Consider the following 24,620-nt stretch of genomic DNA (forward strand, 5'->3'; position numbering starts at 1 on the left):
CAGTTTCATTTGCAGACAACTTCGGCTATGAGCTCGATATCACGAAATTGACGGAAACAGAAAAACAAATCATTAAGGAACAAGTCGCGTTTTACAAAGATGTGCGCCGCCTCGTCCAGTTCGGCACGTTTTATCGGCTGCTCAGCCCGTTTGAAGGCAACGAGGCGGCATGGATGTTCGTCTCGGAAGATCAGTCGGAAGCGCTCGTCGCCTACTTCCGCGTTCTGGCGGAAGCGAACGCCCCGCTGTCGCACTTGCGCTTAAAAGGGCTTGACCCGAATCAAGACTATGAAATCGAAGGCCTTGGCGTCTACGGCGGCGACGAGCTGATGTATGCCGGAGTGGCGGTGCCGCACCGCTTGGGCGATTTTATCAGCATGATGTGGCGATTGAAAGCTGTTCGATGATGGGGGGAATGATGCGGCCTGAGCGGATGCATCAGGGCGAAACAAACGAATCGAACCCGGCATGTTAGATGCCGGGTTCAAACTGTTTAAGCTTCTCGATAATGCACCGCTTCCGATAAAGCATCTTCCCGGTTTCGGCGATGTCTTCCATAAACGATTTGTTAAACAGCGAACCGAAAATGACGCCGATGATCGGCACGGTTTGAAACAGCTTTTTCCATCCGTATTGGTCGCGGAACGTCATCATCACTTCCCGCCAGCCTTGCAGTTCGGAAAAGACGCGCCCGCGTTCATGGGAGAACGACGAAAGTTCGTCCAAAATCGCTTTTTTCCCGACGATGTCCGCCGCGGCAAACTGAAGGCATTTGACGACAAACACGCGCTCCTCTTTGTCCTTCGGATCGTATCCATACACGATGGCGATCTCTTGCAGCGTTTTCAGCGCTAAGCCGAGAAGTGCCGGAATGTCCACCGCCAACGTCAGCGCCCCGCCCATTCCAGTCGCCGCCCCTTGCAGCTGGGCGAACGTGACGCGCGCATCGATCAACTCATCGCAGACGCGGTCCATCGTCTCAAGCGGCAAGTGCGGCACTTCGGCAAGCGACGATACGCCAAGCTTGTCCAATACCTTTCCTTCATTCACCAAGTATTGCCCGCCGCTTTGAATATAGCTGCCCAATTCATCAAGCAGCTGCCCGAGTTTTCGATGGACGACTTTTGGCGTCAGCTTATCGAGCACTTGAAACGGCAAGCGGCCGAGCTTTTCCCAAAACCATAGGTCTTTTTGGGAGTGTTCCCACTGTTCGATTTGCTTTAATTCCTTTTGTAAATGTAGTTTGGCATCCATGTTTTGGGCCTCCATATTCGTTCTATGCTTTAGGATACATCGACCTTTGTGAATTATACGAATGAGTATAATGTTTTGGTTTCGTTTTGAGCGAAATCAAACAAAAAAATAGTAAACATTCAAAAAAAGTTGTTTAAAAATAGTAGACAGATGATTTTGAATTTGTTATGATGAAAGCGTAAACATTTTTACTTAAACAGTTAAGTAAAAAACGAGCTTCTTTATAAGTGAATGGATGGAGCTTGGAGATCAAGAGAGTCTATCCTCTTGGGTGTGGCTCTAATAAAAGTTGGTCACTTTGTTAGTGATCAGAATCCCATTGAAGTATATAGAGAATTTCGTTTTAATCATTCAATAAAACTTGTTTGAATTTATCAAGGTTTATAAAAGTAGGTGAATAAATAGTGATGCCAAAGTTGATGGTTGATTCGTCAAATACAGAGGTAGCGACGAGGGTATTAACTACTAATCTAGATGATTTTGTGGAGATTGCCAAAGCTTTGTCGAGTGATTTGCGGGTCGCCATCTTTAAAAAGCTGCTCGAACGTCCGATGAATGTCGTAGAAATTGCCGAAATGTTCAACATTCCCCCATCCACGGCGGCGGTGAATATTAAAAAGCTGGAGGACGCCAACTTAATTCGCACAGAAATGGTTCCAGGTACAAGGGGAACACAAAAAATATGCGCCGCAGTATTTAGCAAGATTATCGTGGAAACAGGGGAACCTGTACAAGTCCATCATCATGATTTTATAGAGATTTCTATGCCAGTTGGACATTTCTTTGATTTTCAGGTTTCGCCGACATGCGGTATTGTAAGCGATTCCAAGATTATCGGCGAGCTTGATGATCCAAGTTCATTTCTTGAGCCTGAACGAACGAACGCCCAGTTAATTTGGTTTCGGCACGGGTTTGTTGAATACCGATTCCCTAATCGCACCCCTCCTGGAGCGAAGGTAAATAATCTTGAGCTCATGATGGAAGTCTGTTCGGAAGCGCCGTTGCATAACCCAAATTGGCCATCTGACATCACGCTCTGGATTAACGGAATAGAAGTGGGAACATGGACGAGCCCAGGTGACTTTGGCGGTGAACGGGGGGTTTTGACCCCTTCATGGTGGAGTGAGGTCAATACACAATTCGGCCTTCTCAAAACATGGCGTGTCACTGATCAGGGAGCGTTTATCGATGGGCGAATCATATCCGATGTGACAGTGGATGATCTCCGGTTGGAGCAAGCCTCATTTATTACCGTCCGCATCGGTGTAAAACCGGACGCAATTAACGACGGAGGAGTCAATTTGTTTGGAAGAAAATTTGGCAACTATGAAACTGATTTGGTGATGCGTCTCCGTTTTACTAGATAGGCCTACTAGTTTTCTTTCATATAGATAACTAGATAGGGATGAATGTTGCGATTTTAAAAGTTAAAAGGGGGTAGTTTTATGAGTTGGTTAAAGAAGACAAAAGGGATTGCGGTAGCTGCTCTTCTAGGTGCATCGTTGATGGTGGCAGGGTGTAATGCAAAAACATCCGGAGATGCATCTTCCTCTCCAACTTCGGGAGGAAAACAAGAAATTACATTCTGGACGCCGTTCTCCGGACCTGATGGCCCATTTATGAAAAAAATTGTTGATGATTACAATAAGCAATCTGATAAGTACCACGTAAAGTTTCAAATCATCCCAAGCGGAGAGTATTATAAGCAAGTCGACCTAGCTTTAAGCACAGGAAAAAAACGTCCGGATCTTATGATTATGCATGTTGACCAAATACCGACTTATCAAAAGAAGGGGCAATTGCAACCTGTTGATGATATAGCCGCTAAAGCGGGGATTAAAAAAGAAGATTTTGTCGAGGCGCCGGTTAAGTATGCAACAATTGATGGAAAGTGGTATGGAATTCCATTGGATATTCACCCGTTAGTTCTGTATTACAACAAAGATTTATTTAAAGCGGCTGGAATTGATCATCCGCCTACCAATCGAGAAGAATTTATCGAAGCGGCTAAAAAATTGACCGACCAATCAAAGGGGCAATGGGGATATGTCGTTCCAACCCTTTGGCCGCAACAGTTCATTTTCCCGACTATTGTAGGACAGAATGGTGCGAAACTGGCCGATGAACAAGGAAAACCCCGATTGAATTCTCCGGAAGCAGTTGAAGCACTGACGTTTTTAAAAGACTTAGTTTACAAGTATAAAGTGTCGCCGGAAAAAGTAGCCCAAGATGGCGAAGTGACGTTGTTCCTCCAAGGGAAAAACGCCATGCAGCTGAATGGGCCTTGGATGAAGGACCAGTTTGATAAGGCAAAAATTAATTACGGAGTAGCTCCGGTGCCGCAACTTGGTACGAAACAACAGGCCGTGCAAGCAGGGTCTCACACGTTTGTCATTCCGAAGGACGTGAAGGATTCAAAAGTTCTTGAAGGAATTGGTGATTTCTTGAAATATGTAGCGGGTCACTCGATCGATTGGGCGCAGTCCGGCCAAGCCGTAGCATCGAAACAAGTTCTTGCAAGTGACGAGTTTAAGAAATTGACACAACAACAAACGATTGTCGCCCAACAATTTGATTATGTGCAATTTAACCCGCCTATCATCAACTGGGGAGCCATGACGGCTGATCTTTACAAACAAATCAATCTCGTGCTTCTCGGGCAAAAGGATCCACAAAAGGCGTTGGACGAAGCGCAAGAAAAAGCGTTGCAAGTCAAATAACACAATGGATCAGGCAGGTGGCATCACCTGCCTGATTAAATAGTATAGGGTGGTGAGTTAATGAAAAACAATGCCAAGCCGCAATTGACACCACATTTACCATCTGATCGAGCTTCAGTGAATATAAAAGTCGAACGTTCTAAACAGAAGTGGAAGTCAAAGCTAACGTCTAGTTTATTCGTTTTACCGTACCTCGTCTGCTTTATCGCCTTTTTAGTGTATCCTCTTGTCCACGGGATTATGATGAGCTTTCAAGATTACGAATTGCTGTCAGCAGAACGCCATTTTGTTGGTTGGCAAAATTATATTGATATTTTCACGGAAGGGAACTACCTCCATACAAGTTTTTTTCAAGGACTGCTTGGAACGATTAAGTTTGTCATTTATTCTGTTCCCTTTTTAATCGTCATCGGTTTAGCGTTAGCTTTGTTGGTGAATTCGCTTCCTTCTAAAATTCGCGGAGTGTATCGCACCATCTTTTTTATGCCGTATGCGGTTTCGGCATCCGTAATGGCCGTGATTTTCATTCGTGTGTTTGATACGAACGCAGGACTTCTTAATATCATATTAAGCAAACTCCATCTCGGGTCGCAAATTGGCTGGCTTACCGATCTTCCATGGGTTTGGATTGCCCTTGTCGGCGCTACGCTTTGGTGGACCATTGGATTTAATATGCTTATTTTTATCAATGCCCTTAACGAGGTGTCGGAGGAAATGTATGAAGCCGCAAAAATCGACGGAGCTAATGCATGGCAGCGGTTCATATACATTACCTTGCCGTCGATCCGGAGAATTATGATTTTTGTAGTGATCACCTCAACGATTGCTTCGTTTAATATTTATGCTCAGCCATTCTTGATGACCCGTGGAGGACCCGGCTCGGAAACAACCGTGCTGCTGATGAACGTCTTCGACGTGGCGTTTGGCCAGCATCGAATGGGAGCGGCATCCGCCATGGCATTATTAATGGCGTTAATGATTATAGGTGTTTCTATTATCCAATTTCGTCTCGCGAATAAAAGGGAGGGGTGAATACGATGAGGTATATGAAATCTGCGCTTCTCATTACAATCGCAAGCATTTTGGCAGTAGTGTTTATTATGCCGCTATTATGGATGGTTTCGATATCTTTCAAGGACGACATCGAAGCCATATTGCCGAATTTGAATGTGATCCCGGACAACCCGACGTTTGCCAATTATAGTAATGTGTTAACGGGGGGAGAATTAAACGTTCCGATCCTTCGATGGATATTCAACTCTTTATTTGTTGGGATCGTTACTACAATATTAGTCGTAACGATTGATGCCTTAGCGGCATACGGATTAGCGCGCTTGGACATTCCGTTTAGAAAAACGATATTTTCAATCATTGTGAGCACGATGATGATCCCGAGTATTGTTTGGTTTCTGCCGCTGTATGCCGAATTCAACAGCCTTGGGTTGATTGACACCTATTGGGCGCTAATTTTGCCTTATACAGCGGGAGCGTTTGGGGTATTTTTGCTTTACCAGTTTTTCTCTTCCTTCCCCAAAGAAATTGAAGAAGCAGCCTATTTGGATGGCGCGAATAAATTCCAGATTTTTTATCGGATCTTATTGCCATCAGCGAAACCCGCACTATGGACGCTCGCCATTTTAACGTTTATGGGAGTATTCAATGATTTCGTCTGGCCGCTGTATGCGACTAACTCGGATGAAATGAGAACGTTGACAGCGGGAATTGCGATTATGACACAGGGAAGTTATGTCAATATGCCAAATAAACTAATGGCTTTATCGACAATTGCAACCATTCCCGTTATGGTGATTTTCTTAATTGGCCAAAAGTCGTTCGTGAAAGCTGTCACACAAGCCGGGATTAAATAATGATCAAGGAAAGGGAAGAGAATGTGAAAGACAAAAAACGAATCGTGTACACGTTGGCATCTCTTCTCGTTATCGGTGCTATCGGAGGAGTTTGGCTGTTGCTGAGGCCAGAACGCTATCAAAATCCTATTTTCGGTCCGACGTTTGCTGACCCATCCATTATTAAAGGAAGTGACGGATACTATTATGCTTACGGCACGGAGGACGACTGGGGAGATGGACATGGACCGCACCTGATTCCGATTATTCGCTCGAAAGATTTGATTCATTGGACATTTTATCGAGATGCGTTTGCACAAAAACCTGGTTGGAAAGAAGGAGGAGGAGGCTTATGGGCTCCCGATATTTCCTGGCATCAGGATGGAAAATATTATTTATATTACGCCTTCTCTGTTTGGGGAGATCCGAATCCTGCCATTGGGGTAGCTACTGCTGCAAAGCCGGGAGGTCCGTTTACAGACCACGGTCCGTTGTTTACAAGCGAAAGTATCGGCGTGGATAATTCGATTGACCCCCAATTTTTTCAAGACGAGGACGGAAAATCGTATTTGTTTTGGGGGAGTTTCCATGGGATTTATGGAGTTCAGCTGACTGACGACGGGTTCCATACCGTTGGCCAAAAGTTTCAAATCGCTGATACAAGTTACGAAGCGCCCTATGTAATCAAGCGAAATGGATTTTATTATCTTTTTGTTTCAGCAGGTACTTGTTGTGATGGGGAGAATAGTACGTACCATGTAAGAGTTGGACGTTCCGAGTCAGTGAAAGGACCGTATAAAGACCGGAAAGGAATTCCTCTTCTAGAAGGTGGTGGCACCACGATCCTAGCTTTCAACGAAAAGCCTGGAAAAAACGGCAAGCAATTTGTCGGTCCTGGCCATAATGCTATCGTTACAGATGATAAAGGCAATGATTGGATCGTATATCATGCCATTGATGAAGATGATCCAAGATTGTTAAACGGGGCAACAAAGCGCCCTTTGATGATTGATCTGATCATTTGGGAAGATGGATGGCCTAGCGTTAGAAACCAAGAACCAAGTACAGACCTAACGGAAGGGCCTTACATCAAGTGATTGGCGACAGTATTAAACCGAAAGAACCAAAGGGAGGACAGCATGGAGAAGGGGTTTCGAACGATAAGAAAATGGAAGACAAACGATATTCATATAAGGGATCCATTTGTTTTTCCTTATGCTAAAGAGGGGAGATACTACTTGTTCGGTACGACATTTGCTGATGGATGCGGGGATCAAGATCCGGTTTTCGAAGTGTACGCGAGTGACAACTTGGATGATTGGGAGGGCCCGTACATTGCTTTTCGGCCTCCAAAAGGTTTTTGGGGAGTAAGGCAGTATTGGGCGCCTGAAGTATTTGAAATAGACGGCCGCTTTTACATGTTTGCCACATTCAAAGGAGGAATTGGGGAACACAGGGGCACTGCCATTCTCGTATCCGACCATCCGGCTGGCCCGTACCAACCTCATAGTGAAGGCCCGGTCACCCCTAGGGACTGGGAGTGTTTAGACGGAACGTTTTATGAAGACCGTCATGGTCAGCGGTGGCTCGTATTTTGCCATGAGTGGACGCAAGAGTACGATGGAAAAATTAAAGCCATTCGTTTAACGAAAGATTTAAAGAGGTCATATGGCGAAGTAATTGATATTTTACACGCCTCATCAATGAAATGGATTCGCCTTTTTGGCGACCCACGAATTGAAAAGGAAGGATTTTTAACTGATGCCCCCTTTATGTATCAAGCAAAAAACGGGGAGTTAATCATGCTCTGGTCGAGTTATTCTAAGCCTAGTTATGGGGGGGATGGGGGATACGTAGTGGCTGTTGCCCGATCGAAAAGTGGTGATATTGCTGGGCCATGGGTCCATGACGAACCATTGTTGCTGGATCGAAACGCAGGGCATGCGAGTCTGTTTAGAGACTTTCAAGGGAGATTATATATGTCGGTGCATTATCCAGATACCCCTCATGGGAGCGAAAGGCCGTTGTTTATCGAAATGGCTGAGACGGAAAACGGGTTGAAAGTTGCAGAGGAAGCTTGTTCTTTTTAAGGGTTCCCATCTGGTTTTATTAACGATATAAAACAAGGAATAGGAGAGGGCAATAATGAACATTCCACGTCCAGAATACCCACGTCCGCAATTTGTTAGAACAGATTGGATCAATTTAAATGGCGAATGGAAATTTGAATTTGATGATGAAAATCGAGGCATTCAAGAAAAATGGTATGAAAACCATGAATATAGCCAAACGATCCGCGTTCCGTTCTGCTATCAGAGCGAGTTAAGCGGGATTGGCGTGACCGACTTTCATGATATTGTTTGGTATAAGCGAACGTTTGAACTGCCAGATGAATGGAAAAACAAACGGCTTCTTTTGCATTTCGGGGCGGTCGATTATCGCTCTTCTGTATGGGTGAACGGGCAGTTTGTTTGTTCCCATGAAGGCGGACATACCCCATTCCATGCGGAGATTACGCATGTTGTGAAAGAAGGGGAAAACGAAATTGTTGTACGGGCCGAAGACTACTCAAAAGAGTTGGATCAACCGCGCGGAAAACAATATTGGAAGGAAAAGTCAGAGTCAATTTTTTACACAAGAACAACCGGCATTTGGCAAACTGTCTGGATCGAGGCAGTAGCCGCGACGTATCTAGAAAAGGTAAAAATGACACCGAATGTGGATACAGACGAAATTTTGATTGAATATGCAATAAATAACGTCCAAGAAAACCAAAAACTAGAGATTGAAATTTCTTTTGATGGACAGTTAATTGCCAAAGATGAAGTACACCTTGTTGAAGGAAAGGGAAGCCGCCGCATTTATTTGCATGATTTCAATGTTCACGGTCCTGGAAGACTGTGGAGTCCGGAACACCCAAATTTATATGATATTGTCTTTACAATTCGGGAAAATGGGCATGTAGTCGATCGTGTGGAAAGTTATTTCGGCATGAGAAAAATCTCTGTGGAAAATGGCGTCATTATGCTAAACAATCGCCCGTACTATATGAAGCTTGTTTTAGATCAAGGCTATTTTCCAAAAGGAATTTTGACTCCGCCGTCTGACGAAGACATTAGAAAAGATATTGAGTTGACGAAAGAAATGGGCTTTAACGGTGTAAGGAAGCATCAAAAAATTGAAGATCCGCGTTATTTATATTGGGCCGATAAACTTGGGCTTCTCGTTTGGGGGGAAATGGCCAACAGCTATATATATACAGACGAGGCGGTAAAGCGTATCACGAGCGAGTGGCAGGAAGCCATCGAGCGCGATTACAACCATCCGTCGATTGTTGTTTGGGTGCCGCTCAATGAAAGTTGGGGGGTGCCGCGCCTGCTTGCTGATCAACGCCAGCAAGCCCATGCCTTAAGTCTTTACTATTTAACAAAATCGTTAGATCCGACAAGACTTGTTGTTTCGAATGACGGATGGGAACATACGAAATCCGATCTTTGCACCATTCACGATTATGAGCCGAATAAAGAAATCCTTAAGGAACGTTACCGTACACTTGAAACGATTTTGCATTCCCAGCCTGGCCATCGGTTGATTTACGTGCCAGGGTATGAGTATTGTGGAGAACCAATTTTAGTCACGGAATTTGGTGGAATTGCCTACAAGAAGAGCCATTGGGACGGTTGGGGATATTCAGGCGCCGAAAATGATGAGGACTTTGCGGAACGCTATTATCAGGTTGTTTCCGCTATGCTGGAATCACCTCTTGTCCAAGGTTTCTGTTACACGCAGCTGACAGATGTAGAACAAGAAATTAACGGGTTGTTGACGTATGATCGGCAACCGAAAATCGATCTTCAGATTATTCGGGCTATTAATGAGGGAAAGGATTATAAGCGCATTCCGTACGGAATTAAGCAATGAGGAGCTTTATGCAACAGGGCAATTCAGTTTGAAAGGGAGAGAAAAATGGAATATCGGACGCTTGGAAAATCTGGGATAAAGGTATCGGAAATTGGCTTTGGAGCTTGGGCTATTGGCGGAGATGCGTGGGGTCCTGTAGATGATCAACAATCGATCCAAGCGATGAATCACGCTTTGGAGTTAGGTGTTAATTTCTTCGATACAGCTGACGTCTATGGGAACGGTCATAGTGAAACATTAATAAGTCAAATCATAAAAGGTAAAAGGGATCGAATTATTCTTTCTACAAAAGGCGGGTTAATGGGCCATAGCCGGAAACCAGAACCGATTTATGATCAGCCTGAAAAAGTGATTCAGGCGTTTGAGGATAGTTTGAAACGATTACAGACCGATTATATAGATGTATATTTCTGTCATATTTGGTGGCATGTTGAACAAGAGACAGAAGCCTTTCTCGAAGCGTTTGACAAGTTGAAACGGGATGGAAAGGTTCGGGCTGTTGGCGTCTCTACTGACGATTTCGAGTATTTAAAAACGTTTAATCGCCATAAATCTATAGACGTGTTACAGATCGATTACAGTATTTTAAATCGGGCGGCGGAAAAGGAAATTCTTCCATACTGCCAAGAGGAGAACATTGGAGTAGTTGTACGAGGGCCACTGCAAAAAGGTTTATTAACGGGGAAATTCACAAAAGCAACGACTTTTACAGGAAATGATGTCCGGCAGTACTGGGATCGAAAGTGGTTTGAAGAACAAGTCGAGAAGGTAGGGAAGTTAAAATCGTTAGAGCGGGAAGATCGAACCCTTGGGCAATTGGCACTGCAGTTTGTTCTTTCTCATTCGGCTGTTTCAACAGCCATTCCGGGAGCCAAAACGGCAAAACAGGTTACAGAAAATGTCGGAGCTTCTACCCGGCCATTATTAACTGAAGGGGAACTTGCTTATATTAATGAAATTAGCCCAGTTTGGTAATGCAGGGAATAAAGAGGTTATGGTTTTACTAAATTATTAGTTGGTAGGAGTTCCTGCCCGTAATCAAACTGATAAGATATGGATGAAGGACGTCAGTTCGTGAAGAGTGTCCTGTAAAGGTTGGTCGATATCGACTTGTATTAAGAGAGCGCGTCAATGAATAACAATAACAGCCTTAGGTGTAAATTAGCACATTATTTCAGAATCCCTTTTTCAAATTATTTCAGATGGATTCTGAAATAATGTGCAAAATTTTTGCGGATTATTGCGGATTTTGCACATTCTTTCGGAACATTTGCACGCTCTTTCAGATGAAGAATTTCCAGCGCGCCTGATGGACCGATGAAAAAGAAAAAGCACAAAAGAGGCCGATTTGGCCCCTTTCGTGCTAATGCCCCATTTCCTCTGCAGCCATGCGCACCACTTCTTCGTCAATGACGTCCTTTTTCAGCTGATGCCCGTACAGCAGGCACGTCGTGGCCAACGTGTTGATGACACGGGGCCAACCACGTGATTGCAGGGCAATTGCCTCTAACGCCGATGGGGTGAAGATCGGATGCTTGGCCCCGGCCTGTTTCATCCGATGCTCGATGTAGCCCGCCACCTCTTCCTTCTCCAGCGGCCCCATCCGGTATCGCATGATGATCCGCTGGTCGAGAGGGCGGTGCTGATTGAGCCGCAGCTTCCCCTGTAAATGAGGCAACCCGGCCAAAATCAAGACAAATGGGTTGGTTGAATCCATCTCAAAGTTGAACAAGATGGCGATGTCTTGTAAAAAGGCATCCTTTGCTAAATGCATCTCGTCCAAAATGAACACCGGCGTGATCCGTCGTTCATGATGCAATCGCTCGATCGCCTGCTGGATTTGGCGGAAGAGATCTACCTTGCGGTACTTCGGTTCCTCTCCTAATCCCAAGGCCAGTCCACGGTAAAAATCCATCACGCCTCCGGTGGATAACGGAAAGTAGACGACATGATACAATGATGGATTCAATGACTCTTTCAGCGCCCGAAGGGCGAACGTCTTGCCCGCCCCCGGCTCTCCGATCAACAGCCCGATCCCCCGGGTTCGTTTCACGTACTCCAGCGCCCGCAGCGCTTCTTGAAACGCCGCCCCTTGATACGCCTCGGACGGATCTGTTTCTTTCGCAAACGGCTCCCGCGAGAGGGAATAAAACGTTTTATACATCCTGTTCGCCCTCCTTCGCCGAAACCGCCGCAAACGGCGACCGGTGGCGCTTCACATAGGCGTTATCCTCCAAACGCACCCGAATGGCTTCCGCCACCCGTTTGCCATCTTCGTACACATAGACGCCTCGTTCGTCATAGCGGAGCTCAATCGATTGCCCAATGAACCGAGGCGGCACTTCGTATAGCTGTTTATTCAGGGTGATCGTGCCATCGGCTTTCACCTTGCGGTGCTCCCGTTTCAGAAAAATCGCGTCCAGCCAATCGATGTCTTCGATCCACACCACTCGTTCCACTTGGGACTGAAACACCTCATGCGGCGTTTTTCCGTCCAGTGAGGCGTGCGGTTTTCGATGATACTCTTCTTCAAGCCACTTCCAAAAACGCTCGTTCAACTCGTCAAGCGACTTCGGCGGATTCAGCTCTAACAGCGGATAAAACCGCGTCTGTACGGTGCGGAAGAACCGTTCGATTTTCCCTTTGCTTTGCGGGTCATACGGCTGAGTGTGGATGAGCGTAATCCCCATCTCGGCGCACGCATACTGCAGCACCTCGGATCGATAAATTTTCCCGTTGTCCGAGTAAATGCGTTTCGGCTTCCCGCAACGAAGCACCGCTTCCTTTGTGACGATCCGCAGCCCGTCAAATTTCTCCGAAGGGAAAAATTGGGCATACGGCACCAACCGCGAGCAGTCATCGATATACGCGATCAAAAACGTTTTCTGGGCTTTCCCATGGACGCGAATCGTGGGTCCATGGGATAAGTCCCCTTGCCATAGCTCATTGATCTGGTCATACGCAAAACGCTTTCGCTCCGGCATCGGCAAGATTTCTTTTCCCACCAGGTTGTGTTTTTTCAACAATCGGTATATAGTAAAGTATGAGAGGGTGGTGGGAATGTCCCCCTGCTTGGTGAGTTGTTCGTAGAATAGGGTCACGGGCATGGTGGGATGTTCCTTCCTCAATGCTAGAATATGATCCTCATCATCGGGGGACAGACGTCTGGAGCGGCCGCGGTCCGAACGGCGCTTCGGCTTCAAGGCGTCGAAGCCCCCTTTTTTGTATCGGGCGCACCAATCCAGAATCGTCTTCGCCGCAATGGGCTTGTCCCCTTGATGAGGAATCGAATGCACTCGCCCGCCCACCTCATTCAAATACACTTTGGGCTCCACCTGGCCATTCACCAACGGAGCGATCAGCCCGTACCGAAACAGCGCGATGTCGTGTCTCATCGATTCATCCATCCGGATCTCCTCCCTGTCTCCCTGTGATGTTGGACCGTTCCGGTCCCTCTGCCTCCTATCTTACGAAACGGCTCGAGATTCGTCGAGAGGAAGGGTTTGTGGGAACATCAACCATCTCCGTTTTTGGTGTTAAGTAGAAAATCAGGAAGCAATTTGATCCGCAAACGGATGCCACCTCTCGTTTGTCCACAGGTCTTGGATGATCGAGCCCACCCCCCGTCCCTCCAAGGTCTGCATCCACCAAACCGCCCGTTCTGTTCTTGCGTTCCCCACAGGGCCGATGATCCCCCACCTTCTCACCGCCGCGTGATGCAAGCGGGAAAGATTCCGTAAAAATCGTCGGACATAAAACAAGATGACCTCCTTGGTGGGAAAAACAACCTGTTTGGTCTTCGCTCCTCGCCTTGGCGTTTCGAGCCACGTTTTGACCGCTTGCCAGATGACCGGCCGTGTATATTGAACATACGGGAGGAGAAAAGAAGGCAGCACACTCACGGTTTTACGGCACTCTTGACAGCGATATCGTGCGATCCAAAGGCGATACTCCCCCTCTGCCGTCAACGCATAGCGTTGGTAGTATCCGTGACGATGCAAGGGGCGGCGGGATGGACAGTGGGGGCATTGGTTCACGTCGGGAAAATCGTTCCCTTTCCCACGATCCGTATACGTTTGAATGTCAATGCCAAAGTCGTGAAACTGGATCACACTTCCTTCCCCCTCTCCTTGAAACGAATGGAAATCTTCGTCCGAAACAATTCACAAAAAAATTAGCACATTCCTTCAGAAAAGGGGAGAGGGCTTTCTGAAAGAATGTGCAAAAAAATGGGCGTTTTATGCTGAAATAAAATGATAATTTACATTTACATTAGGGAAAAGGTGTCAGGCCATTTGTTTCCCTAAGGCTTTTTATATCGCTATCCACTCAAGCCTTCTTCTCTCATGATGCGAGCGACCGTCTCTTGACTCACATTTCGCACCCTCCCGACGAAAATCGGGAGGATTTTTTCATTCCGATGTCGAATGAATCCTTGACACACAAGGAACGTAAAGGAGTTTTTCTCTCATGAATGTGAAAGTCAAAGGGGTCTATCGTAATGGTTATTTGAATATAATAAGTGTTCTAGTCAAAAAACTCGACATCCCCCACTTGATTGACCATCTTGTGCCCGTCGATCCACAATGCCAAACGCGAGTCAGCGATGCCGTTCAAGCCATCCTTTACAATCTATTTGACGGCCGGCAAGCCCTGGTTCACTTAGAACGATGGGCTCAGGAGATCGATCTGGAGAAACTCATCCGTCCCGGTCTCCAGCCTTCCTGGTTGAACGACGATGCCTTGGCCCGTCATCTCGACCGCTTGTATGAGGCCGATATTCACAAGGTCATCAGCACTTGCTTGATTCACATTTATCGCAAAGAAGGCCTTTCCCTCCGAGCCTTTCACGCTGATACGACGGACAAGACGGTTTACGGAGCGTATGAATCGGCCTCATTAGAGGCTTTGCAGATCACACATGGCTACAACCGCCATCACCGTTGGCAAAAACAGATCGGCTTCGGGCTGGTCGGCAACGAGGATGGCATCCCGTTTTACGGCGATGTGCATGACGGCAATCTATCGGATAAGGCGTGGAATCCTGAGGTGCTGTCGCGGATCCACGAACAGTTCAAACAAGCCAAGATCGACGACGAATGGATTTACGTGGCTGATTCCGCTGCCATGACGAAAGACACCTTGGCGCAGACGAAAGCCGCCCATGCCTTTTTGATCACCAGAGGCCCTTCGTCGCTTCGGATCGTGAAACGGGCGCTCGCGGAGGCCGATTCGCCTCACATCCCGTGGAGCGAACCCTTTACCCTGGCGGAGAGAAACGGCGCCACGTACCGGGTATGGGAAACGGCCGCGACCTATGAAGGCCACCCGGTTCGGCTGATCGTCGTTGAATCGAGCGCGCTCGACCAGCGCAAAGGAAAGACGCTCGAAAAAGAGCGGGTCAAAGAAGCGGAGCTTCTTCGTGAGGAACAAGTCCGTTGGGAGCGCCACCCCTTCTCCTGCCGCGAAGACGCCGAACAAGCCTTGACGTCCCTCAAGGCGTCCCTTCGCCCTCGGTTTCATCGAGTGGAGGCCGCGGTCGAAGAGATCGTGCGTCCGAAAAAACGGCGAGGACGGCCGAAAAAAGGGGCGGAACCCGAGACGGAGACGCTGTACACCCTTCGCCTAAACGTCGAATTCGACCAACCGGCATGGGAACAGGCAAGACGGAAAGCGTCCCGGTTTGTCCTCGTCACGACCGTTCCGAAGGAATGGAAGGGCCAACAAATGGATGCCCAAGAGATCTTGAAGCTGTATAAAGGGCAAATCTCGGTGGAAATGAACTTCGCGTTTTTGAAAGATCCGTTTTTCACGGATGAGATTTATGTCAAAAAGCCAGAACGAGTTGCCGTATTGGGCTATCTATTTCTCTTGGCCTTGGCGATTTACCGCGTTTTTCAGCGCCGGGTGCGTCAGTTCATCACACCGGAACACCCGTTAAAAGGGGCTGGAGGCCGCAAGCTGACCCGGCCAACCGGGCAGGCGATTTTTCAGCTGTTTCAATATGTGAACGTCGTCCTGTTCCAGCTGCCGGATGGACGCATCCAACGCGCACTGGATCGCTCCCTCAACCCGGATCAGCGAAGGATTCTGCAGGGATTGGGCATGGATGAGAGCATCTACGTCTAACATGATACAGAACGACTAGCGATGGTAAAAAAAGGATTGCCATCGCTCGTTGTGTTGGTCAAAAAGTTATTCTGAAAAACTAAATAAAAAATCCTTTGTTTTGACCTTGTTAGGGTGCGAAATGTGAGTCTTGAGACACACGAATCCCTTGTTTGCGTAGTTCTTGCGTAATTTTTGGGCTTCCGTAAATCTTACGGGATTTTAGATACTCATTTCGAATTTGTTGAGTGAGTTGTTCTTTTCGTTCTTCTGTTTACTTTTCGCACGCTTGAGCCAGTCGTAATACCCACTTCTTGAAACACCGAAAATTTGGCACATCTTCACCACGCGAAATTCATTCGGTGTTGAAAAATGAATGCGTAAATTACTTCTAGTTTCTGGTGAAGATGCCTAATGTCTTTTTTAGGATCGCTAATTCCTTCTCCAACTCTTGATTGCGACGGCGTAACTCGATGATTTCTTGATTTTGTGGCTTGATGTTGCCTGAACCTACAAAGCTTGTTCCATTGCTTTCTTTGTATTCTTTGACCCAACGATGAAGAGTGTTGTAAGCCAAACCTAACTCTTTTTTGACACTTGGGCGATGGACTTGTCCCCCTCCAAGCATAACTCAACCGCTTGAATCTTGTATTCTTGATCAAATGTTCTCTTTTTCATGATTGGACACCTCGAACCTGGTTTTGTTAAGAGAAAGTGCGGAAAATTGTTTATATGGGCGGTTGCTTGATAAGTTAGCCATTTGATTGATACGATCTTAATACTAGACAAGACAAAATGCCTAAACAGAAGAGTTGTGGATACCATCCCCCTCTGCTCGTTTTTTGGAAACGAACAGAGGGGATTTATTGTGTCTAAAAAATAGCATTAATTTTTATTGATCTTTGATAAAATATTAACTAAAATATTTACTAAAGAAAAAGTTTAAGGAGGCCCTCTCATGATCCCTATCTTAAAACAGCAATTTATCGATCTTTTTAGCGGCTTAGGCGAAGGCATCCGCACTTTCTTCGCCCCCGGCCGCGTCAATTTGATCGGTGAGCATACGGATTACAACGGCGGGCATGTGCTGCCGTGCGCGCTCGAGATCGGCACGTATGCGCTTGTCCGGCAAACGGATGAGCCGTTTGTCCGCCTTTACTCCCAAAACTTCCCGGAAACGGGAGTGATCACTGTCTCTTACGATGACTTGTCATACCGGAGCGAGCACGGCTGGGCGAATTACCCGAAAGGGATCTTGGCTGCGTTTCAAGCGCTCAGCCCGCTGGAGACCGGATTGGACATTTTGTATTACGGCACGATCCCGAACGGCGCAGGACTGTCGTCATCCGCGTCGATTGAGCTCGTGACCGCGGTCATGCTCAACGAACTGTTCAGGCGCGGGCTTGACCAACTAGAACTTGTGAAAATGAGCCAAACCGTAGAAAATAAATACGTTGGGGTCAATTGCGGCATTATGGATCAGTTTGCCGTCGGCATGGGGAAACAAGATTGCGCCATTCTATTAAACTGCCAGACGCTCGAGTACCGCTATTTGCCGCTCGTGCTCAACGATTGTTCGATTGTCATCGCGAACACAAACAAAAAGCGCGGCCTGGCGGACTCGGCGTACAACGAGCGGCGGGCGACGTGCGAGGCGGCTCTTGCGAAGCTGCAAAGCGTGCGGAACATCGCCTCGCTCGGCGAGCTGACAAGCGCGGAACTGGCCCGTTATGCACATCTTCTTTCCCCGCTTGAACAAAAACGGGCCCGCCATGCGGTGACGGAAAACGAGCGGACGCTTGAAGCCGCCCGGGCGCTTGAGCGGGGAGACCTGATCCGCTTTGGCGAGTTGATGAAACAGTCGCATTTGTCGCTGCGCAATGATTACGAAGTGACAGGCGTTGAACTTGACACGCTCGTTGAAGCGGCATGGTCGCACGAAGGAACGGTCGGGGCGCGCATGACCGGAGCAGGATTCGGCGGCTGCACGGTGAACATTGTGAAAAAGGCATGCGTTCAAGATTTCATTGAACGGGTCGGAAACGCGTATGCCGAAAAAATCGGTTATGAAGCAAGCTTTTATGTCGTTGAAGTTGGTGACGGGGCGAGAGAACTCACGGAACTGGAGGAGATGAGCCGATGATTTTGGTTTGCGGAGGGGCAGGGTATATCGGCAGCCATGCGGTGTACCGTCTGCTTGAAAAAGGGGAGCGCGTGGTCGTGGTGGATAACTTGCAGACGGGGCACCGGGAGGCGGTTCACCCTGATGCGGTGTTTTGCCAAGGCGATATTCGCGACCGCGAGTTTTTGCGCGAGGTGTTTCGCCAGCACGACATTGAGGCGGTCATTCATTTTGCGGCGAACTCATTGGTCGGCGAAAGCATGGAAGAGCCGCTGAAATATTACGACAACAATGTGTACGGCACACAAGTGCTGCTTGAAGTGATGAGAGAATTTGGCGTCAAGCAAATCGTCTTTTCTTCAACCGCCGCGGTGTATGGGGAGCCGAAACAAATCCCGATCGTCGAAACCGACCCGACGGAACCGACGAACGCGTATGGAGAAACGAAGCTGGCGATGGAAAAAATGATGAAATGGGCGGACCGCGCCTATGGCATCCGCTCGATTTCGCTCCGCTACTTTAATGTCGCCGGGGCGTACGGCACGACAATCGGTGAGGACCACAACCCGGAGACGCATCTGATTCCATTGATTTTAAAAGTGCCGCTTGGCCAGCGCGAGGAAATTTCCGTTTTCGGCGATGACTACGACACGCCCGACGGCACGTGCATCCGCGACTACATTCATGTGCTTGATCTCGTCGATGCCCATTGGCTGGCGCTCGAGAAATTGCGGAGCGGGGCAGACAGCGATGTATACAATTTAGGCAACGGAAATGGATTTAGCGTCAAAGAAGTGATCGAAGCGGCTCGGCAAGTGACCGGACACCCGATCCCCGCCCGCGTCGTGGCGCGGCGCCCGGGCGATCCGGCGAGACTTGTCGCTTCATCGGAAAAAGCAAAGCGCGAGCTCGGCTGGGAGCCGAAATACTTGTCCATTACGGATATCGTCGCCTCGGCGTGGGAGTGGCACAAAGCGCGGCCAAACGGCTATCGGGGTGTGTAAACATGGAAACGATTTTTGCGGCGATTGAACAACTGATCCGTTATGCCGAGCAACGCGGCCTTTTAGCGCCGGAAGATGTGGTGTACGCGCGCAACCGCCTGCTGGCAACGCTCCGACTCACGGAATGGCAGCCGGCCGAGGTCAAGGACGTTCCCTTGGCCTCGCCGGCCCCGGTATTGGACGCTATGATTGATTGGGCGTATGAACAAGGATTGTTGGAAACGAATACAACGACCGAGCGCGATATATGGGATGCGAGACTGATGGACTGCGTCATGCCGCGGCCGTCGGAAGTGATCCGCGCCTTTTACGAGCGATACCGCCGCGACCCGCAGGAGGCGACGGACTGGTTTTATTCGTTGAGCCAAGCGTCCAATTACATTCAAACGGCGCGCATCGCCAACAATCAGCACTGGAAAGTGTCAACCATCTATGGAGAATTGGATATCACCATTAACTTGGCGAAGCCGGAAAAAGACCCGAAGGAAATCGCCAAATTAAAAGAGATGCCGTCATCCTCGTATCCAAAATGTGTATTATGCAAAGAAAACGAAGGGTATGAAGGAACGTGGCGTCATCCAGCCCGTTCCAATCACCGTGTCATCCCGATCACGTTATTGGATGAACAGTGGTATTTCCAATATTCTCCCTACGTGTACTATCATGAACATTGCATCGTCTTTTCCGCCGAACATGTGCCGATGAAAATGGAGCGGAAGACGCTTGAGCGTTTGCTCGATTTCGTCGAAAAGTTCCCGCACTATTTCATTGGCTCGAACGCCGATTTGCCGATTGTCGGCGGCTCGATTTTAGTGCATGACCATTTCCAAGGCGGGTGCTATACGTTTGCGATGGAAAAGGCGGAGATCGAAGAGTGTATCCCGCTTCCATCGTTTCCGTCGGTCACAGCCGGCATAGTGCGCTGGCCGATGTCCGTCATCCGTTTGACTGGACCAAAAGAGGACGTGTTGGATGCGGCTGCCTTTTTGTATGAAACATGGCGGACGTACAGCGACCCAAGTGTCGAGATTATGGCCTACAGCGGCGATGTTCCGCATAACACGATCACCCCGATCGCCCGGCGGCGCGGCGATTTGTTTGAGTTGGACATCGTTTTGCGCAACAATCGGACATCAGCGGAACATCCGTACGGCATTTTCCATCCGCATGAAGAATTGCATCATATTAAAAAAGAAAATATCGGCTTGATCGAAGTAATGGGGCTGGCGGTGCTGCCGGCACGGCTTGCCGTGGAACTGGAGACGCTGGCCGATTATCTCGTGCATCGGACAAAAAAAGAAGACTGGGACGAGTCGATGCATAAACATTGGGATTGGTGCGAAGCCATTTACTCGGCCTATCCGGACATCACGAAGGACAACGTCCATGACATTTTGCGGCACGAAGTCGGACAACGGTTTGTGACCGTGTTGGAACATGCCGGGGTGTTTAAGCGGGACAAGCGAGGGAAGGACGCGTTTCGCCGCTTTATGCAGCACGCTGTGGAGCGCATGTCGTCTCTTGTTTAAATGCGGCGAAAAAACGCGTTTCATATGAAACATAAGGAAGGGGATCGCAAACAGACTATGGCTACGTTAAAAGAAATCGCGGAAAAAGTCGGCGTTTCGGTCGCGACGGTGTCGCGCGTGCTTAATTACGATGCGACGCTGTCCGTTTCCGATGAAACGAGAAGGCGCATTTTTGAAGTCGCCCAAGAGCTGAACTACAAAACATTGCGGGGACGAAGCCAGCAAGCGCGCGAATCGTTTCGCTTCGGGCTCATTCACTGGTATTCGGAGCGCCAGGAAATCGATGATCCATATTATATGGCGATTCGCCTCGGAGTGGAAAAAGAGTGTTTTGACCGCGGCATCGAACTCGTCAAATTGTTTAAACAGCACGGCGCCTATCCGATCGAACGGATGGAGGCGCTCGATGGCATCATCGCCGTCGGAAAATTCGGGCCGAAGGAAGTCGAGGTTTTTGCCGCCGGGGCCAAACAAATTGTGTTTGTCGACTGTTCGCCTGATGAGCATCGGTTTGATTCAGTCGTCATCGACTTGCGTCAAGCGACGGTGACGGTGCTTGATTATTTGCTTCGGTTGGGGCATACGAAAATTGGCTATATCGGCGGCCGTGAATATGTCGACGGGGAAACGCCGATCCGCGATGAGCGCGAAGCGGCGTTTTACGAATATTTGTATGTCAAAGGACTGTATGATTCCCGCTATGTATGGATCGGTGCCTTCACTGCTGAAGATGGCTATCGGCTGATGAAAGAGGCTGTTTCAGGCGGCGACTTGCCGACGGCGTTTTTCATTGCCAGTGATTCGATGGCGATTGGCGCCCTGCGTGCGCTGCATGAAGCCGGGATCGCTGTTCCGGAAGAGGCGGCGATTGTCGGATTCAATGATATTCCGACGGCCGCATTTCTTCACCCGCCGCTTTCGACGGTGAAAGTATACACAGAGTTTATGGGTGAAACAGCGGTTGAGCTGCTCATCGAACGGTTGACGACGAAACGAGCGATTTGCAAAAAGGTCGTCGTGCCGACAGAGCTCGTCATCCGCTCAAGCAGCGAGGGCAACGAAAAGGGGAGCGGTCGATAAGCCGCTCCCTTCCGCATTAATGGAACTCGATATCAACGCGTTTTTTCGTTCCTGTCGTTGTTTTCGGGATATGAATGTCAAGCACGCCGTTTTTGTACGTCGCGCGAATGTTTTCCGTCGCCGCATCCGCCGGCAGGGCGATCGAACGCTGGAAGCGACCGAAGAAGCGTTCGCGCCGGTGCATTTGTTCTTCTCTTACATCGTGGTGGCGTTGAATCGTGCCGCTGATGGTCAACATGTTGTTCTGCGCGTCAATGTGCACATCCTCTTTCCGCTCCAGCCCCGGTAAATCGCACGAAACGACGTATTCGTTGGCCGTTTCATGCATGTCGATGCGCGGCATCCAGTGCTGCTCATCCATATGAGTGAACAGCGATGGAAAATCACTAGCAAAAAAGCGGTTCATATCCCGGCGAATCGATTCCAAGTGCCGGAACGGGTCATACGGAATTAACGCCATAACTGCCCTCCTCCTTAACAAGAAATGTTTTTTCGCTCAGTAGTGTGAACCGGATTCGTCTGTTTTATGTATGATTGGCTTGCAATTGTTCCATCACCGTCAAATACGCTTGAATGAGTGCTACTTTCATGCCATCCGGCAAGTCAGAAGCGGCCACCCGCTTAACGGCGTAATAAAACTTCACTTCGGACGATTGCCGCACGCGCGGATGCGTCCATTCATCGCGCAGCTCTTGCCTTATCGTTTCATACAAAAGAGTTTGGCTTTCTTGTTCATCAAGCGGTCCGGCCGCCAGCGAGCGGTTCGGCCAAAGGCGGCGGTAGCCGTCAAGCAATGCAGAAAATGGATAGGTCACGGCTGTTTCCCTCCTTAAAAATATGCATAGCGATCCTCGAGGTCTGCTCCTTGCAACATATTCTTTTTAAGAAATTATATCATACAGCAGTCGAAGCGATTCGGGAGGCCAAGTCGAATGTAGATAGTGGGGGCTGGTTTCGTTTGCTGTCTTTGTAAGTAAGGCAGCCCAACCGTGGGACGTACGGGGATGGCTTGGTTGACAGCCTGCCGTGGGGCGGATGTTCCCAAGAATCTCCCACCTCTAAGCGTTAGCGTAGGTGGGAGAGCGTTCAACCTAAAAAAGTAGTTGACATAAGGTGAGATAGTGTATAAAATAAAAATCGCCGCTTCGACGGAATGTCGGAGTGCAACGATCGAACAATCATGAAATAAAAAAACTATTGACAAATAGTTAACACTGCGTATAATGAATAATTGCCGCGACGAAATGCGAAATGAACGCGGTAATAATTAGAAGAGAATCAGTAGTTGACATTTTTGAAAGATTGTTTATAATAGTAACTGTTGTTCCTTGAAAACTGAACGAAACGAAGCGCGAAAGAAAAGCGGAGGCCGCTTTGGCCGAAGCTGGACAATCCGAAAAGCCAATCAACTTTCTTTGGAGAGTTTGATCCTGGCTCAGGACGAACGCTGGCGGCGTGCCTAATACATGCAAGTCGAGCGGACCAAATCGGAGCTTGCTCTGGTTTGGTCAGCGGCGGACGGGTGAGTAACACGTGGGCAACCTGCCCGCAAGACCGGGATAACTCCGGGAAACCGGAGCTAATACCGGATAACACCGAAGACCGCATGGTCTTTGGTTGAAAGGCGGCCTTTGGCTGTCACTTGCGGATGGGCCCGCGGCGCATTAGCTAGTTGGTGAGGTAACGGCTCACCAAGGCGACGATGCGTAGCCGGCCTGAGAGGGTGACCGGCCACACTGGGACTGAGACACGGCCCAGACTCCTACGGGAGGCAGCAGTAGGGAATCTTCCGCAATGGGCGAAAGCCTGACGGAGCGACGCCGCGTGAGCGAAGAAGGCCTTCGGGTCGTAAAGCTCTGTTGTGAGGGACGAAGGGGCGCCGTTCGAAGAGGGCGGCGCGGTGACGGTACCTCACGAGGAAGCCCCGGCTAACTACGTGCCAGCAGCCGCGGTAATACGTAGGGGGCGAGCGTTGTCCGGAATTATTGGGCGTAAAGCGCGCGCAGGCGGTCCCTTAAGTCTGATGTGAAAGCCCACGGCTCAACCGTGGAGGGTCATTGGAAACTGGGGGACTTGAGTGCAGGAGAGGAGAGCGGAATTCCACGTGTAGCGGTGAAATGCGTAGAGATGTGGAGGAACACCAGTGGCGAAGGCGGCTCTCTGGTCTGCAACTGACGCTGAGGCGCGAAAGCGTGGGGAGCAAACAGGATTAGATACCCTGGTAGTCCACGCCGTAAACGATGAGTGCTAAGTGTTAGAGGGGTCACACCCTTTAGTGCTGTAGCTAACGCGATAAGCACTCCGCCTGGGGAGTACGGCCGCAAGGCTGAAACTCAAAGGAATTGACGGGGGCCCGCACAAGCGGTGGAGCATGTGGTTTAATTCGAAGCAACGCGAAGAACCTTACCAGGTCTTGACATCCCCTGACAACCCAAGAGATTGGGCGTTCCCCCTTCGGGGGGACAGGGTGACAGGTGGTGCATGGTTGTCGTCAGCTCGTGTCGTGAGATGTTGGGTTAAGTCCCGCAACGAGCGCAACCCTCGCCTCTAGTTGCCAGCATTCAGTTGGGCACTCTAGAGGGACTGCCGGCGACAAGTCGGAGGAAGGTGGGGATGACGTCAAATCATCATGCCCCTTATGACCTGGGCTACACACGTGCTACAATGGGCGGTACAAAGGGCTGCGAACCCGCGAGGGGGAGCGAATCCCAAAAAGCCGCTCTCAGTTCGGATTGCAGGCTGCAACTCGCCTGCATGAAGCCGGAATCGCTAGTAATCGCGGATCAGCATGCCGCGGTGAATACGTTCCCGGGCCTTGTACACACCGCCCGTCACACCACGAGAGCTTGCAACACCCGAAGTCGGTGAGGCAACCCGCAAGGGAGCCAGCCGCCGAAGGTGGGGCAAGTGATTGGGGTGAAGTCGTAACAAGGTAGCCGTACCGGAAGGTGCGGCTGGATCACCTCCTTTCTAAGGACGAAAAGCGGAGGCCGCCCGCTTATCGGCGAGGTGCGCTGGAGGGCCTGCGAGCGGGC

General features: G+C 49.0%; 20 protein-coding genes, 1 rRNA gene and 2 pseudogenes. 15 read left to right on the forward strand and 8 right to left on the reverse strand.

Annotated features, from left to right (window positions below; translation table 11 throughout):
• Positions 1 to 2: 2 nt before the first annotated feature.
• Positions 3 to 407 (forward strand): annotated as a pseudogene (locus GC56T3_RS07135) (GH36 C-terminal domain-containing protein); the annotation flags it as partial.
• 64 nt (positions 408 to 471) lie between these two features.
• Here the strand turns inward: GC56T3_RS07135 and GC56T3_RS07140 are convergent.
• Positions 472 to 1,254 carry an EcsC family protein gene (locus GC56T3_RS07140; RefSeq protein ID WP_013144938.1) on the reverse strand — a complete coding sequence of 261 codons (783 nt, stop codon included), beginning with the start codon at positions 1,252 to 1,254 and terminating at the stop codon, positions 472 to 474.
• 407 nt (positions 1,255 to 1,661) lie between these two features.
• Between GC56T3_RS07140 and GC56T3_RS07145 the strand changes: the two genes are divergently transcribed.
• From GC56T3_RS07145 to GC56T3_RS07180, 8 genes are all read left to right on the forward strand, one after another.
• Positions 1,662 to 2,621, forward strand: a complete 960-nt coding sequence (locus GC56T3_RS07145) for a transcriptional regulator (protein WP_227456699.1) — start codon at positions 1,662 to 1,664, stop codon at positions 2,619 to 2,621.
• 78 nt (positions 2,622 to 2,699) lie between these two features.
• A complete protein-coding gene (locus GC56T3_RS07150; RefSeq protein WP_013144940.1) occupies positions 2,700 to 3,974 on the forward strand; it encodes an ABC transporter substrate-binding protein in 1,275 nt (424 codons plus the stop codon).
• A gap of 60 nt (positions 3,975 to 4,034) precedes the next feature.
• The gene (locus GC56T3_RS07155) at positions 4,035 to 5,006 is read left to right on the forward strand and encodes a carbohydrate ABC transporter permease (RefSeq protein WP_013144941.1); all 972 of its coding nucleotides are present in this window, start codon (positions 4,035 to 4,037) and stop codon (positions 5,004 to 5,006) included.
• Between the two features lie 5 nt (positions 5,007 to 5,011).
• On the forward strand, positions 5,012 to 5,842 hold the full coding sequence (locus GC56T3_RS07160; RefSeq protein ID WP_013144942.1) for a carbohydrate ABC transporter permease: 831 nt from the start codon (positions 5,012 to 5,014) through the stop codon (positions 5,840 to 5,842).
• A gap of 23 nt (positions 5,843 to 5,865) precedes the next feature.
• Positions 5,866 to 6,918, forward strand: coding sequence for a family 43 glycosylhydrolase (locus tag GC56T3_RS07165; protein ID WP_227456700.1), 1,053 nt, complete (start codon positions 5,866 to 5,868; stop codon positions 6,916 to 6,918).
• Positions 6,919 to 6,960: 42 nt separating this feature from the next.
• Positions 6,961 to 7,911 carry a glycoside hydrolase family 43 protein gene (locus GC56T3_RS07170; RefSeq protein WP_013144944.1) on the forward strand — a complete coding sequence of 317 codons (951 nt, stop codon included), beginning with the start codon at positions 6,961 to 6,963 and terminating at the stop codon, positions 7,909 to 7,911.
• A gap of 55 nt (positions 7,912 to 7,966) precedes the next feature.
• Positions 7,967 to 9,742 (forward strand): glycoside hydrolase family 2 protein, encoded by a 1,776-nt coding sequence (locus GC56T3_RS07175; protein WP_013144945.1) that lies wholly within the window; start codon positions 7,967 to 7,969, stop codon positions 9,740 to 9,742.
• A gap of 45 nt (positions 9,743 to 9,787) precedes the next feature.
• Positions 9,788 to 10,717, forward strand: coding sequence for an aldo/keto reductase (locus GC56T3_RS07180; RefSeq protein ID WP_013144946.1), 930 nt, complete (start codon positions 9,788 to 9,790; stop codon positions 10,715 to 10,717).
• A gap of 388 nt (positions 10,718 to 11,105) precedes the next feature.
• On the opposite strand, the gene GC56T3_RS07185 is transcribed toward GC56T3_RS07180, so the two are convergent.
• The 3 genes from GC56T3_RS07185 to GC56T3_RS19910 form a co-directional block, all read right to left on the reverse strand.
• Positions 11,106 to 11,906: an ExeA family protein gene (locus GC56T3_RS07185; protein WP_041468319.1), complete on the reverse strand. Its 801-nt coding sequence runs from the start codon at positions 11,904 to 11,906 to the stop codon at positions 11,106 to 11,108.
• Positions 11,899 to 13,149, reverse strand: coding sequence for an IS481 family transposase (locus GC56T3_RS07190; RefSeq protein WP_041468321.1), 1,251 nt, complete (start codon positions 13,147 to 13,149; stop codon positions 11,899 to 11,901). Before GC56T3_RS07190 ends, GC56T3_RS07185 begins: the two co-directional genes overlap by 8 nt.
• A gap of 141 nt (positions 13,150 to 13,290) precedes the next feature.
• Complete coding sequence (locus GC56T3_RS19910) at positions 13,291 to 13,854, reverse strand: DUF6431 domain-containing protein (protein WP_041468322.1); 564 nt, start codon at positions 13,852 to 13,854, stop codon at positions 13,291 to 13,293.
• Between the two features lie 358 nt (positions 13,855 to 14,212).
• Between GC56T3_RS19910 and GC56T3_RS07200 the strand changes: the two genes are divergently transcribed.
• The gene (locus GC56T3_RS07200) at positions 14,213 to 15,871 is read left to right on the forward strand and encodes an IS1634 family transposase (protein WP_041468308.1); all 1,659 of its coding nucleotides are present in this window, start codon (positions 14,213 to 14,215) and stop codon (positions 15,869 to 15,871) included.
• Positions 15,872 to 15,980: 109 nt separating this feature from the next.
• Here the strand turns inward: GC56T3_RS07200 and GC56T3_RS20285 are convergent.
• Positions 15,981 to 16,106: pseudogene (locus GC56T3_RS20285) on the reverse strand (IS3 family transposase); the annotation flags it as partial.
• A gap of 135 nt (positions 16,107 to 16,241) precedes the next feature.
• Positions 16,242 to 16,478, reverse strand: coding sequence for a transposase (locus GC56T3_RS18485; RefSeq protein ID WP_128738865.1), 237 nt, complete (start codon positions 16,476 to 16,478; stop codon positions 16,242 to 16,244).
• 330 nt (positions 16,479 to 16,808) lie between these two features.
• Between GC56T3_RS18485 and GC56T3_RS07210 the strand changes: the two genes are divergently transcribed.
• Genes GC56T3_RS07210 through GC56T3_RS07225 form a run of 4 tightly spaced genes read left to right on the forward strand, consistent with a single transcriptional unit; the run spans position 16,809 to position 21,585 of the window.
• On the forward strand, positions 16,809 to 17,993 hold the full coding sequence (locus GC56T3_RS07210) for a galactokinase (protein WP_013144947.1): 1,185 nt from the start codon (positions 16,809 to 16,811) through the stop codon (positions 17,991 to 17,993).
• Entirely contained in the window at positions 17,990 to 18,976 is a 987-nt protein-coding gene (galE, locus tag GC56T3_RS07215) for a UDP-glucose 4-epimerase GalE (RefSeq protein WP_013144948.1), read from the forward strand. The genes GC56T3_RS07210 and galE overlap by 4 nt, the downstream gene beginning before the upstream one ends.
• Before the next feature lie 2 nt (positions 18,977 to 18,978).
• Positions 18,979 to 20,505 (forward strand): UDP-glucose--hexose-1-phosphate uridylyltransferase, encoded by a 1,527-nt coding sequence (galT, locus tag GC56T3_RS07220; RefSeq protein WP_013144949.1) that lies wholly within the window; start codon positions 18,979 to 18,981, stop codon positions 20,503 to 20,505.
• Between the two features lie 57 nt (positions 20,506 to 20,562).
• Complete coding sequence (locus GC56T3_RS07225) at positions 20,563 to 21,585, forward strand: LacI family DNA-binding transcriptional regulator (RefSeq protein ID WP_013144950.1); 1,023 nt, start codon at positions 20,563 to 20,565, stop codon at positions 21,583 to 21,585.
• Between the two features lie 16 nt (positions 21,586 to 21,601).
• On the opposite strand, the gene GC56T3_RS07230 is transcribed toward GC56T3_RS07225, so the two are convergent.
• Together GC56T3_RS07230 and GC56T3_RS07235 are read right to left on the reverse strand one after the other, a co-directional pair.
• Positions 21,602 to 22,045, reverse strand: a complete 444-nt coding sequence (locus GC56T3_RS07230; RefSeq protein WP_013144951.1) for an Hsp20/alpha crystallin family protein — start codon at positions 22,043 to 22,045, stop codon at positions 21,602 to 21,604.
• A 64-nt stretch (positions 22,046 to 22,109) separates the two neighbouring features.
• Positions 22,110 to 22,400 carry a hypothetical protein gene (locus tag GC56T3_RS07235; RefSeq protein WP_011231630.1) on the reverse strand — a complete coding sequence of 97 codons (291 nt, stop codon included), beginning with the start codon at positions 22,398 to 22,400 and terminating at the stop codon, positions 22,110 to 22,112.
• 597 nt (positions 22,401 to 22,997) lie between these two features.
• On the opposite strand from GC56T3_RS07235, the gene GC56T3_RS07240 reads away from it, so the two are divergent.
• A 16S ribosomal RNA gene (locus GC56T3_RS07240) occupies positions 22,998 to 24,555 on the forward strand.
• Positions 24,556 to 24,620: the final 65 nt, after the last annotated feature.

It is taken from the genome of Geobacillus sp. C56-T3, assembly GCF_000092445.1.
Taxonomy (GTDB): Bacteria; Bacillota; Bacilli; order Bacillales; family Anoxybacillaceae; genus Geobacillus; species Geobacillus thermoleovorans.